Source organism: Micromonospora radicis (genome assembly GCF_003583405.1).
Taxonomy (GTDB): Bacteria; Actinomycetota; Actinomycetes; order Mycobacteriales; family Micromonosporaceae; genus Micromonospora; species Micromonospora radicis.
In genome coordinates, this window is record NZ_QXEC01000018.1 from 1 (window position 1) to 13,108 (window position 13,108).

12 protein-coding genes are annotated in these 13,108 nt (G+C 68.2%); 8 read left to right on the top strand and 4 right to left on the bottom strand.

All coding sequences use genetic code 11. The features are described from left to right. Positions 1–251 precede the first annotated feature (251 nt). Together D2L64_RS18380 and D2L64_RS18385 are read right to left on the bottom strand one after the other, a co-directional pair. A complete protein-coding gene (locus D2L64_RS18380; RefSeq protein ID WP_147376260.1) occupies positions 252–2,891 on the bottom strand; it encodes a tetratricopeptide repeat protein in 2,640 nt (879 codons plus the stop codon). A gap of 209 nt (positions 2,892–3,100) precedes the next feature. Further along, a complete protein-coding gene (locus tag D2L64_RS18385) occupies positions 3,101–3,592 on the bottom strand; it encodes a helix-turn-helix domain-containing protein (RefSeq protein ID WP_147376261.1) in 492 nt (163 codons plus the stop codon). On the opposite strand from D2L64_RS18385, the gene D2L64_RS18390 reads away from it, so the two are divergent. After that, positions 3,585–3,878 carry a type I restriction enzyme endonuclease domain-containing protein gene (locus D2L64_RS18390; protein ID WP_267898684.1) on the top strand — a complete coding sequence of 98 codons (294 nt, stop codon included), beginning with the start codon at positions 3,585–3,587 and terminating at the stop codon, positions 3,876–3,878. The genes D2L64_RS18385 and D2L64_RS18390 overlap by 8 nt on opposite strands. 46 nt (positions 3,879–3,924) lie before the next feature. On the opposite strand, the gene D2L64_RS18395 is transcribed toward D2L64_RS18390, so the two are convergent. Then, positions 3,925–4,890, bottom strand: coding sequence for an FAD-dependent oxidoreductase (locus tag D2L64_RS18395; RefSeq protein WP_119578200.1), 966 nt, complete (start codon positions 4,888–4,890; stop codon positions 3,925–3,927). Between the two features lie 15 nt (positions 4,891–4,905). Continuing rightward, positions 4,906–6,330 (bottom strand): carph-isopro domain-containing protein, encoded by a 1,425-nt coding sequence (locus D2L64_RS18400; RefSeq protein ID WP_119578202.1) that lies wholly within the window; start codon positions 6,328–6,330, stop codon positions 4,906–4,908. A gap of 219 nt (positions 6,331–6,549) precedes the next feature. On the opposite strand from D2L64_RS18400, the gene D2L64_RS18405 reads away from it, so the two are divergent. From D2L64_RS18405 to D2L64_RS18435, 7 genes are read left to right on the top strand one after another with little or no spacing between them, the layout of a single operon-like run. After that, on the top strand, positions 6,550–7,449 hold the full coding sequence (locus tag D2L64_RS18405) for a radical SAM protein (RefSeq protein WP_119578204.1): 900 nt from the start codon (positions 6,550–6,552) through the stop codon (positions 7,447–7,449). Between the two features lie 16 nt (positions 7,450–7,465). Then, positions 7,466–8,716 carry a methionine adenosyltransferase gene (locus tag D2L64_RS18410; protein ID WP_119578206.1) on the top strand — a complete coding sequence of 417 codons (1,251 nt, stop codon included), beginning with the start codon at positions 7,466–7,468 and terminating at the stop codon, positions 8,714–8,716. After that, positions 8,713–9,372 carry a class I SAM-dependent methyltransferase gene (locus tag D2L64_RS18415; RefSeq protein WP_119578208.1) on the top strand — a complete coding sequence of 220 codons (660 nt, stop codon included), beginning with the start codon at positions 8,713–8,715 and terminating at the stop codon, positions 9,370–9,372. The genes D2L64_RS18410 and D2L64_RS18415 overlap by 4 nt, the downstream gene beginning before the upstream one ends. Continuing rightward, on the top strand, positions 9,369–10,127 hold the full coding sequence (locus D2L64_RS18420) for a phytanoyl-CoA dioxygenase family protein (RefSeq protein ID WP_119578210.1): 759 nt from the start codon (positions 9,369–9,371) through the stop codon (positions 10,125–10,127). Before D2L64_RS18415 ends, D2L64_RS18420 begins: the two co-directional genes overlap by 4 nt. 8 nt (positions 10,128–10,135) lie before the next feature. Beyond that, on the top strand, positions 10,136–11,107 hold the full coding sequence (locus D2L64_RS18425; RefSeq protein WP_119578380.1) for an NAD-dependent epimerase/dehydratase family protein: 972 nt from the start codon (positions 10,136–10,138) through the stop codon (positions 11,105–11,107). Further along, on the top strand, positions 11,104–11,736 hold the full coding sequence (locus D2L64_RS18430; protein WP_233559023.1) for an FkbM family methyltransferase: 633 nt from the start codon (positions 11,104–11,106) through the stop codon (positions 11,734–11,736). The genes D2L64_RS18425 and D2L64_RS18430 overlap by 4 nt, the downstream gene beginning before the upstream one ends. 11 nt (positions 11,737–11,747) lie before the next feature. Beyond that, the gene (locus D2L64_RS18435) at positions 11,748–13,106 is read left to right on the top strand and encodes a hypothetical protein (protein WP_233559024.1); all 1,359 of its coding nucleotides are present in this window, start codon (positions 11,748–11,750) and stop codon (positions 13,104–13,106) included. Positions 13,107–13,108: the final 2 nt, after the last annotated feature.

The window sequence follows — 13,108 nt, forward strand, 5'->3', positions numbered from 1 at the left end:
TACAGCGCGAAGGCGTGCTCAGCCGACAGGCCTTCGACCTCGGCCTGATCTGGCACTACCCTCCCGATACCCGCGACCCCACTCACAGACGGCGAGATCCCCGAGCAGGCGAAGTCACGCCCACGCCTTCTCATGCCGAGATTGGTGCATCCGATCACGCCCAGGAGCGTGCGTAGACAGACGAGGCATGAAGGTGCCATGCTCTCAGTGGATCTCGAACCAACGGCGTTCGTAGAGTCGCGTGGCCTTACCTATCGGTCAACGGGTCCCCCCGTTTGCAGGCTGGTGACGATTTGTCGACTCCGGGCCTCGACCCCGTCGAAGTTCCGCCTGGATGCAATCACAATCTTGAGATCAATTAGGGCGTCGGAGTCTGCGCCAGCCTCGGCCAACCATTCAGCACGCTGGAGCCGTGCTGCCATCTTCTGCTCCGTCGCGATGTCGTCCATTGCCAGGATGGAGATAATGTCCTCATAGGCGCGCCCTTGGTCTCCTTGTTTCCACCATGCCTGAGCTCGCCGGACGAGTGCGATGAACCGCCGGTTGTACGTTGTCTCTGCCAAATCAAGTACGGCGGTGCGGTCTGCGATAGCGGAATCGGTATCGTCTTCGGCGTCGAAGACGTCGGCTCGGTTGTTAAGCGCGCACGCGCGAACTTCGTCCGTCGCGGACGCTGTCTCGATGACCGCGGCAAAGTCTGCCATAGCGCTGCGGCGGTCGTTAAGCTTCAGCCAGGTTATACCGCGGTTGTTTAATATGCTGAAGCGAACCTCCCAGCCAGGCTTGCAGGCCGCTAGCGCGTCCGTGTAGAGCATGTTGGCGCGGTCGGTGCTGCCCTCGTTGAGGACGAGGTTGGCAAGCCGGAAACGTGCGGTCGCCGAAATTTCCTCGAGCGCCTGCATGGGGTTGGATTGGCGCGCGGAATCAAGGCGGGAGAAGATCCAAACGAGGGTGGGGTGCTCGCTACGCTGGAGGAGCGGAATAATATTTACCGCCATGCGTGCGCAGAACATTGGCGAGGCAGTCCAGTCGCCCGCGTCCAGCAAATCTATCAGCTGGGGGTGGTCCTTGTGGTCACCGGCAGCGCGTTCGACGAAGGCACGATACGCCTCTTCGTCTGCTCGCCACGCCAAGCGCAGCAGTGCCCCTGTTGCGAGTTGTTCAACGCCTGTAGTGGCAAGCCGGTCGAGTACATATAGCTCGCCCAGAATATCGGGCCGGAGTCCGTTCAAGAGATCGTCAAGCGATACCGGATGAAAGTCGCTGTATACATCCGGCAGTAGTCCCACTGGCGGGTGGGGGGTATGCATGATTTGGGCGTAGGCGTCGGCTGTAACGCCGCCTAGTGCCGTAGCGAAAGTGCGTACGTTGCGCACGTGCAGAGCGTTCACTGAGTTGGTGACGGTTTGAGCTGTCTGGCCCTCTGCACGTGCGATCAGGCGTCGCAGCGCCGCGTCTCGGTCCGTACTGACGTCCTTTTCGTCCAACCAGTCCATCGTGGCGACCAGCACGAATAGGGGACGGCGCGCAGGATCGATTTTCTCCAAATGGTCGGCAATATCTTCGACGTTCGTCGACGAAAGCGTAGACCCGGCTCGCTCCGCGACGACCTTGACTAGTTTTCGGATCTCTGGGCGGGACAAGCCGCCGAGCTCCCGCTGCAGGGCGTAGTTGCAGGCCTGGATTTGGAAGGACTCCTCCATGCGGTGGGTACGCTGCACCCTATTCCACCACGGGCCGTCGGCACGGCGTTCCAAGATAAGCACACGTACGGGTGCGCTCAGGGCGCGCCTGCTGAGGCGAAAGAGCGCATCGGAGAGCCATTCGCTCCTTTCCGCTGCGTAGTCGACCACGACGAGGGTGGGTCGAGTTGGCTGGATATTTTCGAGGGCGCTCTCTTGGTCCTCGCGCAGGAATCCCGCGTGCCAGCTTGTCGACACCGCGCGGCAGAGCTCGATGGCCAGGCGGCTCTTGCCCGCGCCAGCGGGGCCAGTCCACAACCACCACGAGAAGGCTGATTCCGACTCCAGGAAGGACCGCAATTCCAAAAGCTCGCGGTCGCGACCGACACGCGTGATGGCTGTATTGGCGAAGGCGAGCAGAGAATCGACAGAATCGAGTTCTGGCATGTCAAGCCGAAGGGGCGAGCGGGAGGCCTGACCATCGTTTCGAAGCGTCAGGTGGCATTGGGGCCACAGATCGGCGACAGCCTGATCTATAGCGGTCAGGTCCAGCTCGGTGTAACCGGCCTGGACTTGGCGAGCGATCCAGTTCGCCCCGGCTTCAATGTCCTTGTCCTCTGCAGGTAGTCCGATGGCGCGCATCTGTGCTGCAAGCGCGGCGTGCAGTCGAGGAACCGGGTAACCAGCATCGAACCGGAGAACCTTGAGTAACTCCAGCAACTCGGCTTCGCTCAGGCCGGTGGCCTCTGCCCACCGACGACGGGCCATCCCTTGCGCCGAATTTGGCCCTCCCTCACTGGCTCCGGGCATTAGCAGCATGGTCCGAGCGTCGCATCGAGATACCAACGGATCACTCGAATCCAGACTCCGGTTAGTGATCAGTGCCAGTTCGACAGGAGCGCCATCCGCGGTCAACCGCCGCCACGCCTCAGCAATCTTTCCCAAAACAGACGGGCCGCCGGAGTTGCTCGGTCGGAGCAGGTAGTCGGTGCCGACGGAGGTTCTCGCATCGACCGCGTATTTGATCTGGCTGTACGAGTGGGGCGGCTCCCGCCGGCACCGCACAACATCGTCCAGATTGCCGGCTCCGGCGACCTCCACTCCGACTGCGGTAACGGGGTTTTCCGAGCCGTCCGCTCGATCGGTGAGCGCAGCCACGCAGGCCTCCCAGGCGTGCAGCCACTGATACTTGTCACCCGCGATCCGCACACCGGTCCTAGTAGGTGGCCGCAACAAACCCATGGAAGTATTATTCCGCAACACGAGGCCACCAGACGCTGTCTGTGCAAGCCAAAGGCTGCCTCGTGACCGCCAGCGAATGTGCTCTCATGCCGCCGACCGGGCGCGGCGGGGAAGCCTTGCCGTCTCACGCGCCGTGTCGGTCGTGCCATGCAGCCCTCACCGCTTATCCGGCAGGCTTACCCGTCGTGGTTCGGGGTGTCGAGGAGCAGCAGGAACCGGGCCTTGGCGTTGCTGTCCGCGAGCGTGAGCGTTTCGTCCAGAGCCGCCTGTGCGGCCATCGTCGCTGGTGATGTGGACGTGTGGCGGTGTTCCCAGCCGGAAACCGTCACGGGCACCACCCCAAGGTATCGGGCAAAGTCGTGGACGGTCATCCGGAGCTCCTCACGTAGCGCGCGGGTCCCCTGTCCGGTCCACCGGCCGACGACCACCGTCCCACACCCGCAGTCACCCGTCGCCACGTGAGTGGCCCAGGTGGCGGTCACGCCAGCGCGCCACTGGCGTTCATCGCCCCGCGCCTGCGCCTGCTGGGTGTGGAAGTCCCGTACCAACGCAGCCATCTGATCGAACGCCGTCAGCAACGCCCCTCGAGCGTCGACCGCCCGGTCGACGTCCTGCCAGAACTGGCGAACGCTGGCGTCTCGGCCGATCGAGCTGGTCGAGCTGGCCAAGGAGGGGTCTACGTACGCGCGGCGCGGCCCGCACGACGACGTCGTAGCGCAGAACGATGCGGGCACGGAGCTTATGGGTGTCGGCACCCTGGCGGAGATCGCCCGGGAGCTGGTCAAGTCGATGCAGTCGTCGATCACGGTGGGCTGGTTCTCCCGCGAGCCGGTACACGCCAAGCTCCGCAGCCACATCCGCCGGCTGCTGGCCCGACCGGACCACTACCGCGCCACCGTCGACCTGGTCGTCCGCCAGATGGAGACCTTCACCAACGAGTGGGCCGGCAGGTAAGTCTCGGAGGAATGGCAAGCACTACAGGATCGCGAGGCGGGCTGTATCAGACGATCAGATCTGGACGTGCGATCTCGAAGGCACAGCCCCAGGAGAGAGTGAGGCCAGCCCCGCCATGGCCGTAGTTGTGGACCACCTTCACGTCACCAAGCTGCTCTTCTTCGACCCGGACGTACGGCCGGGTGGGGCGTAGTCCCACCCGGTGCTCGACGACCCGCGCGTTACGCAGGCGAGGCTCGACGTCGGCACAGCGGGCAACGATCGCTGCGGCCGTCTCCGGATCGGGTTCCCGGCTCCACTCACCGGGCTGGGCGGTGCCGCCGAGAACGAGAGTCTCGCCCTGAGGATAGAAGTGCAGCAGGTCCGGTGAGAGCCCGGTGTCCTCGGAGAAGAACTCGGTGATGCCGGGATTCTCGACCACAACGAGCTGCCCGCGGACCGGAGTCAGGTCGGGGTCGGGGTCGGGTACGAGATCACGGGCACCCATCCCGGAGCAGTTGACGATCACCGGGGCCACACCAACGGCCTCACCAAGCGAGCGAACCCGGCGGATCACGATCTCGCCGCCGGCCGCCTCCAGCCGCCCACGCAGGTACCCGAGGTAGACCGGCATATCGACCAACGGGGCGGTGTACCGCCACCCGGTGGCGAAGCCGTCTGGCAGCTCACCGGGCTCGCACATCCGGAACCCGTCGAGCTGGCTGCCCCACTCGGGCGGTTCGACAGGCGTGCGGGACGCCTCGATCCCGGAGACCAGCCGCACCCCGGCCGCCGGGTCGGTGGCGAGGTGCCGCAGCACGTCCAGCGTCTGAGCGCTCCACACCCGTACCCGGTCGACGGGCTCGACAAGGTACGGACCCCACATCGCCCCGGCAGCGTACGAGGTGGTCCGCTCGGATGGCTCGGCTGCCCAGATCTTCACCCGCAGTCCGGCTTCGGCGAGGCACACGGCGGTGGTGAGGCCGGATACGCCGGCGCCGATGATCAGGGCGTCGAGATCGGTACGGCTCATCGGTCGACCGTAGTGTCAGGCCGGTTGGCGCGCGAGCGCGTTCTCAAGGTCGGGGAGCAGGTCGGCGACGCTCTGGTTCCGCTTCCGTCGCCGCAGTTCCTGGGCAAGCGTGATAAGCAGGGCGGTACTGCGAGGCGAACGGACCCGGTCGAGCCGCGGCAGGGCCATCCGGGTCACCGCGCAGGCGTCGTCGAGTTTGCCGTGAGCGGTGTAGCCGAGCGCGAGCCAGGCACCTTCGTAGAGGGCACGGCGTTGGTAGGGGACGTCCGGCCGGCGGGCGTGGGCCCCGGTGCGCAGGAGTGCCTCGCCCTTGCGGAGCAGGGCCCGCCCGTCGGCTCCCCTGCCGCTGGCCACCACCTGGCGGCCGGCGAGGATCATCGCGTAGCCGGCCTGGCAGTCGAGGTGGTTCGGGGTCAGGTAGTACATCCACTCCGGGTCGCGGTCGGGATGCCGCTTCGCGAGCTGGTCGCGGGACTCTGCCCAGGTTCGTTCGCACTGCTCGACGTGTCCGGCGGCGGCGTGGGCGTATGCGAGGCGGGACAGCACGGAGGCCTGGACGCTCGCGGGGGACCGGCCTGCGACCCGGCGGGCGGCGCTGCCGAGGCGCAGGCCGTCGTCGGCGTCGCCGAGTGAGGCAGCCTGGAAGGAAAGGTCGGCCAGGATGTGCGCTTCCATGGCCCGGTATCCGGCGTCATGGGCGGCGCGTAGGCCGGTGAAGAAGTAGCGCTGGGCGAGACCCTGCTGTCCGGCGTCGAACGCCTTCCAGCCGGCGAGTTGGGCGAGGTCGGCGAGGGCGACCAGAAGTCGGCGGGTGGTCGCGTCGGTGTGGCCGCCGTCGCGGAGTACGAGCAGGACCGCACGGACTTGGGCGCCGACGTAGCCGAGGCCGGACGCGCCGCCGCGCTCGTCGTCGAGCAATTGAAGGCGCGGCACGCTGGCTTCGATCTGGTCGACGAGCGGGTCGTCGGGTGTCGCGGTCGGGAGCGCGGCCCCGTCGGCCGGTAGGTGTACGCCGAGGTAAATGTTCACGGCCTGGGTGAGGGCGGCCCCGGAGACGGAGAGGAACATTCTCCGATCCACCAGTCCTCCCAACAGCCAGTCCTCGGCGACCAGCATGGTGCTCGCGAGTGTCCACGGCCCGTCCATGCCGGTGCTGGCCGCCATGACCAGCGTGCCATCCGCGCTGTCGGGCTGCCCAGGCCAGAGGTCCCCTGCGGTCACGATGCGGCCGAGGCGGCGGGAGATGACGTACGCGGTCAGCGCCGGCAGCGGCGGGCGGGGGATGCCGCCCGCGTCGCGCCAGTGGTAGGGCGCGGTTTCGGCGAGCGTGCCAGCCCCGAAGAGGCGGTTGATCTCCCGCGCGAGGGTACGCGGGGTGAGGCCCGCTTCGGTCATGTGCGCGGCGAGGGTCTGGTTGGTGCGGTCGGGTGGCAATCCCATCGACTCCTCCGCAGGGGCAACCGACAGTACCGCGACAGTGCCGGATCGTGTTGACCGCTTCGGCCCACGGAATTGACGCTCTTGACGGTTCCATCCACTGCCCGTGCGGTATCGGTTCGCGGTCTGCTGAATGCGTCCCCGCCGGCGCACCGCCAGCAGGGCTGCGCCGGCGGGTGAATCCCCGACGGGCGAGCGGAGGACCTGATGCGTACTTCGGCGATGACCCAGACCAAACCGCCATGGGACTGGGAGTTCGACTGGCACCTGACGAACCGCTGCAACTTCTTCTGCGAGTACTGCCACCCGCAGATCCGCTACGTGCTCAACCGCAAGCACCTTGACGAGCCGACCCCTGAGCTGGTGGTCCGGCGCTTCGACGAGCTGGGCAAGGTCTGCCTGGTGCACATGTCCGGTGGCGAACCGTTCATGTTCCCCGGCTTCGTCGAGCTGTGCCGGGGGCTGGCCGGCAACCACTTCATCAGCATCAACACCAACCTCGCCTCGGACGATGTGGCGGAGTTCGCCGAGCGTGTCCCGGCCGGCCGGGTGGCGAAGATCGTCGCCGCGATCCACCAGCCCGAACGCGAGCTCCGCGGGCTGGAACTCGACGCCTACGCCCGCAACTACCTGATCCTGCGGCGCGGCGGGTTCGACGTGACCGCCCTGTACGTGCTCTACCCGCCGCTGCTCGGTCGGTTCGCCGCCGACCTGGACCGGCTGCGCGAACTGGGTGTGGACCACGTCCGGGCCAAGGTGTTCAAAGGTGTGTACGAGGGCGTCCGCTACCCGGAGGGCTACACCGACGAGCAGAAGGCCCTGGTGTTGGCGAACTCCGGCGAGTACGTCTTCAACCGGCCCTACCTCGACGGGATGCTCTCCTTCCGGGGCCAGGCATGCACCGCCGGTGTCACCTCATTCAAGGTCACCGTCACCGGTGACGTGCGTCGGTGCGCCTCCGTGCCCACCGGCTACGGAAACCTCTACGACGGCACCTTCCAGCCTGCGGACGTGAACGAGCCGTGTCCCGCCAAGCGGGTGCTGGTCCTGTCGCAGTGCCTGTCCTACCTCGTCTATCCTCCGGTCCGCCCCGAACAGGGCGTCGACCCGGACGACCTCTGACCCGAAGGGCATCCCCATGCGAATCTCGATCCGTCACGCCTGCGTCGACCCCGACGACCAGCCGTTCGACGTCGCCGAACGGAAGGGAGTCGGCCACCCGGACAGCCTCGCCGACCTGGTCGCCGACGCCTTCTCCCAGCGCTACTCGTCCTGGTGCCTGCGCGAGTTCGGTGCCATCCCCAACCACTGGGTCGACAAGGTGAACCTCGTCGGTGCCGCCGCCGACGTGCGCTTCGGTGGCTTCGACATCCTCAAGCCCGCCGACTGCTACCTCTTCGGGAAGATCACCGACCAGGTCGGTGCCACGCAGGTGCCGATCGAGGAGATCTTCCGAGGGGTCGTTCTCGAGATCCTCCCGGCCGCGCTCGGCGATCGCCGCATCCTCGAACACCTCCGCCTGCACATCAACAACACGCGCGGCACCGCCGTCGACCACGACCGGAGGTTCTACCGCCCGGACGCGGCACCGGACATCAACACCGTGCTCGCGACCGAGTCCGTCGCCAACGACACCGTCGTCTGCGTCGGCACCAGCCGGCGCAGCCTCGCCGCCGATCTCGCGATACGACTGGAACGCCGGCTCACCGCCGAAGCGTTCCGGCAGGCCGTGCCGGCTGCCGGGACCGACGTGAAGGTCATGGTGGTCCGGATCGGCTCGGCGCTGGAGGTCACGGCCGCCGTGCCGTTCCATCCCGAGCTGGTCGGTTCCTGGCCGGTGTACCGGGCCTCGCTCGCCGAGGCGCAGAACGTCGTGTCCGCCGAGCTGAAGTCGCTGCTCGACCAGGAGCCCCGAGCCCGGCACGTCACCGGCCTGTCGCTGCATCTCAACACCAAGGACGTCCCCGGTCGCGGCTACCTGGCACCGTTCGGTACCTCTCTCGGTAAGGGTGACTGTGGCGCGGTCGGGCGCGGCAACCGGTACAGCGGGGTCATCGAGCCGCTCCGCCCGGCGAGCGGTGAAGCGCCGGCCGGCAAGAACCCGGTGCACCACGCTGGCAAGATCTACACCGCGCTCGCCGCCGAGGCCGCCGAGCGGGTGCTGGCCGAAACCTCGGTGTACGCCGAGGTCACGATCGCCGCCCGCAACGGTGGCCAGCTCGACGCGCCCGCCCACGTCCTGGTCTCGGTGGACCGCGAGGTCGACGCGCTCACCGTGACCGAGATCGAGGAGGTGGTGCGAGGCGCCGTCGCCGGTGCCCCGACCTTCGTCGCCCGGTTCATCGCCACCGAGCCGCTGGCCCGGTTCCGGGACGGGGTGCCGCTGTGACGCGCAAGGTCCTGTCCAGGGTGCACCAGCGGCACATCGCCGCCCTCCTCGACCAGCCTGCGGTCATCGACGCGGAGGGGCTACGTATCGGCTCGCAGTACGTGATGTTCTTCGCCGAAGCCGACCTGATGGGCGAGCACGTAGCCCACCTCACCGAGGGTTTCAGCCGTCCCGACGTGCTGGAGGTGGGACTCGGCCTGGGTGTGTTCGCCGCGCAGCTGTCGAAGCGTGAGGTCGGCTCGTACACCGCGATCGAACCGCATCCGGGCGTGGCCCTGGCCGCTCGCATGCGGCTGGTCGAAGCCTTCGACACACCCATGCGGGTGCACGTCGACCCGTGGCAGCTCGTGAGGCTACCAACCAGTGCCTTCGACGCGATCATGTACGACACCTGGCCACCGGACGGCCATGCCGACCTGGACTTCGCCGAGTTTGTCGCCAACCTCGCGATTCCCTGCCTGCGCCCCGGTGGCCGGTTCAGCTTCTTCCACAGCGGCACCGCGATCAGCCCGGCCCGCCGCGCGGTCCTCGACCGGCACTTCGCGGAGTGGACCGCCCACCCGCACACCATGCCGGCCGAGCAGACCCCACTGCACTGGACCAAACCCAGCCGCGACTTCCTGATTCCGATCGCCACGAAGGGCGGTGCCCGATGACTCCCCCGATCGCGCCGGCGGTCACCGCGCAGCAGATCGACCGGTTCGCCTCGCACGGGTACCTCGTCCTGCCGGACCTGATTCCGCCCGCCACCATCCAGGACCTCCGCGTCGAGGCCGACGAGATTCTCGGTGGTCGGCTCGCCCGGATGGTGGCTTCCAGGACGCTCGACCCGCGCGTCACCTGGTGGCGCCTCGCCAGCGGCAAGCCGTACGTCCTCAAGGTCAAGCCCGTGGTCGACCTGTCCCCGACCGCCACGACGGTGGCCGACGACCATGCGCTGCGCGCTGTCGTCGCCGACCTGCTCGGTGCGCCCCCGACGCTGATGGACAACAAACTGATGTACAAGCAGACCGTCGACATCGCCGGAGGCTGGGCGGCGCTGCCGGTGCTCGGTGAGGAGGTCCGCAAGCACACCGACGCCGCCTACTACGCGACACGCGGCTACCCACGGGTGCTCACCGTCGCCGTCTGCCTCGACCCCTGCACCGAGAAGGCCGGCGCGCTGCGGGTATGGCCCGGCAGCCACCGGCGCACCATCGAGATGATCCCGACGGACAACCAGGGGCCCGTCGTACCGGACGCCGCCGCGCCCGACACGGCGGCCGTGTCACTGGTCGCCGCGCCCGGCACGGTACTGGTCTGGGACGCCGCCCTGGTCCACGCCAGCGGACCCAACACCTCCGGTCACCCACGCCGGCTGCTCGTGCTCGGGTACAGCCCCGCCCGGCCGGAACGCGGGGCACCGCGATGAAGATCCTCATGCTCGGTGGCACCCGGTTCGTGGGCCGGCACATCGTGGAGGAATGCCTCCGGCGTGGAGACGACGTCACCGTGCTCTACCGGGGCCGGTCACCGTCACCCTTCGCCGGGATCAGCCGCCACGTCCTCACCGACCGGCGCGCACCAACCATCGAAGCAGCCGCCGTCCTCGCCGAACCCTGGGACGCTGTCATCGACACCAGCGCCCGCGACGTCGACGACCTGCGACCGGTCCTGCCCCTGCTCGATGGCATCGGCCGGTACCTGTTCGTCTCCAGTTGCGGGGTCTACCGCAGGACACTCGGCCGGCACGGCCTGACCGAGCGGGCACCCACCATCGCGGCTGACGTCTCCCACCCGGTACGCGCCTCCGCCACCCGCAAGCTCCGCTGCGAGCGGTACCTCCGGCGTCGTCTCAACCGGACCGACGTACCGCTGCTCACCGCCCGCCTCGGCCTAGTCATCGGCCGGTACGACGACAGCGAACGCCTCGCCTACTGGCTCGAACGCGCCCTGCGCGGCGGCGACGTTCTCGTCCCGATGGACGACCGCCAGGCCATCCAACTCATCGATGCCCTCGATGTCGCCCGGTTCCTGCGCGACGCCATCGACCGGCGACGTACCGGCGTCGTCAACGTCGCCGGTGCCCGCACCACCGCCCAAACCCTGGTGGACACGGTCCTGACCAGCGCCGGCCGAGCCGTTGCCCCCTGTCGCGTCGGCGAAGAGTTCGCCCTCGCCCATCGCCTCCAACCGTGGACCGAGATCCCGCTGTGGCTGCCCGCCAGCAGCCCCGAACTGGCTCTCATGTCGGTCGACAACAGCCGTGCCACCGACGCCGGTCTCACCCTCCGCCCCCTTGCCGACAGCATCACCGACGCACTCGGTTGGCAGGCGCTACGGCGCAGTTGGTCACAGCGGTGGCTCGATCATGCCCGTGAGCAGGACCTGATCAAGCGGTGGAGGGGATGACCGCGATGCTGCCCTACACCCAACCAGCGCCGTACCACTCACAGTGGGGCGAGGACCGCTGGCTCGCCGAGAACTACCACCTCCCGGCGCACGGAGTATTCGTCGACGTCGGCGCTGGTGACGGCGTACGCGGCAGCAACAGCCTCTACTTCGAAAACCGGGGCTGGCGCGGACTCTGCGTGGACGCCGACCCCCGCAACCACCAACGCCTCCGGGACCGCTGCTGTGCCGTGGACACCTGCGCCGTGTCCGCCACCCCCGGACTCTGGCCGTTCGGCATGTACGCCCACAAGCCGTCGTGGTCCGGCCTGCAGCGGCGCGGCACCGACTACCAGGAGATCCTCGTCGCCTGCCGGCCTCTGGAAGACCTCCTCGGCCAGTGGTGCATCGAGCAAATCGACCTGCTCAGCATCGACGTCGAGGGCACCGAACTCGACGTCTGGGACTCCTTCGACCACACCCGGCACCGGCCGAGCGTCGTCATCGTCGAGTTCGACGACGAGCACGCCGACCGGCACCGCCACACGATCCACCGCCACCTCGGCCCGGACACCTATGAACTCGTCCACGAGACACCAGCGAACCTGATCCTGCAGCGGACAGACCGACCCTGGCGGCAACGCCGATGACCCACCCCGGCATGTCGATCACCCAACTGCTACCCGACGGCAAGCTGATCGTCCTCTGCGGACGCGCCGACGACGCGGCAGCCTGGCAGGACCTGCTCGGCCCGGCCCGGTGTCTCGCCATCGCCCTGGACGACGCACCGTCCGAGGTCCGGCCCCGGACACTACGCGGCGCGTCCGACCACCTCGCGTGGCAGCACCACACGATCGGCGGGCTCGACGGCTCCGGCTGGCTCGCCGAAGCGGCGGACGCCTTCGACCCCGACCACACTGCGACACTCGTTATGCCCGACCCGCTCGATCCGCCGAGGGCCGGGACCCGGCGACGGTTCGGCGTCAGGCAGCCCGCGTGGCGGCTGTTCGAGGACAAGACCGTGGTCGACACGCTGTGGGACGCCGCCGGGGTGCCCCGGGCACCGTCGGTCGTCGGTGACGGCACCGCTCACCTCGCCGTGCTGGGTGCGATGGTGGACCAGGGCACCGGAGTCGTCTGTTCCTGCCAGCCCAGGGGTGCCGGTCCGTCCGCCGGCGGTGATGGCATCTGGTGGTGGCGCGAAGGCCCACCACCGACGACCATCCCCACCGCCGGATCCGGAACCTGGCGGGTCCGGTTGATGCCGCTCCTCGAAGGGATCCCGGTACGCCTGCACGGGCTGGCCCTCACCACCAGGAGCACCCCGTTCCCGCCCATGGAACTCGTGACGCTGCCCCGCCCCGGGCAGGGGACCTTCCTCTGCGCCGGTGCCGTTCCCCTGCTCGACGATGCCGCCGATCTCGTCACCCATACCGAGCGGATCGGGGTTGGGCTACGTGAACGCCTCGGCTACCGCGGCGGCTTCTCCGTCGACGGCATCCTCACCTCCAGCGGGTTCCAGCCCACCGACTTCAACGCTCGGCTCACATCGGCCATGGAAGCGGCACCATCTGACCGTCGGGTCCTGCTGCACGTGGTCAACCTGCTCGCCCGGGAAGGAAACGAGCCCGACGTCGGCGCGGTCGAGCAACTCGCGGAGGAGGTCTTCTCCATCGGCACCAGCTGCACGATCTTCGGCGCGACCACGCACTCCGACGAGAGGGCCTCCCGGACGGCGTCGGTCCGCTGGGATGGTGACCGACTGGTCCCTGCCCCCAGCGGCCCGACAGACGGACGGCTCGTCATCACCCCGTCGCCGCGCGGCTGGCTGCTCACCGCGACCCTTGCCACCGCCCGGCTCCCGGACGGTGGCCGGGTCGGACCACGGGCACCCGAGATCTTCCGGGTCAGCGACGAGGTCCTCGGCACCGACTTCGGACACCTCGTACCGCCATTCGACACCACGCCAGACGCCTGTCTGCCGGAAGCACGGCTCAGCCCCGAGCCAGCAAGCAGGTAGCC

What these genes read in the sequence shown, in the direction of transcription:
- D2L64_RS18395 (WP_119578200.1), bottom strand. Translation starts at nt 4,890, where the DNA reads ATGAGCCGTACCGATCTCGACGCCCTGATCATCGGCGCCGGCGTATCC.
- D2L64_RS18400 (WP_119578202.1), bottom strand. Translation starts at nt 6,330, where the DNA reads ATGGGATTGCCACCCGACCGCACCAACCAGACCCTCGCCGCGCACATG.
- D2L64_RS18405 (WP_119578204.1), top strand. Translation starts at nt 6,550, where the DNA reads ATGACCCAGACCAAACCGCCATGGGACTGGGAGTTCGACTGGCACCTG.
- D2L64_RS18410 (WP_119578206.1), top strand. Translation starts at nt 7,466, where the DNA reads ATGCGAATCTCGATCCGTCACGCCTGCGTCGACCCCGACGACCAGCCG.
- D2L64_RS18420 (WP_119578210.1), top strand. Translation starts at nt 9,369, where the DNA reads ATGACTCCCCCGATCGCGCCGGCGGTCACCGCGCAGCAGATCGACCGG.
- D2L64_RS18425 (WP_119578380.1), top strand. Translation starts at nt 10,136, where the DNA reads ATGCTCGGTGGCACCCGGTTCGTGGGCCGGCACATCGTGGAGGAATGC.
- D2L64_RS18430 (WP_233559023.1), top strand. Translation starts at nt 11,104, where the DNA reads ATGACCGCGATGCTGCCCTACACCCAACCAGCGCCGTACCACTCACAG.
- D2L64_RS18435 (WP_233559024.1), top strand. Translation starts at nt 11,748, where the DNA reads ATGTCGATCACCCAACTGCTACCCGACGGCAAGCTGATCGTCCTCTGC.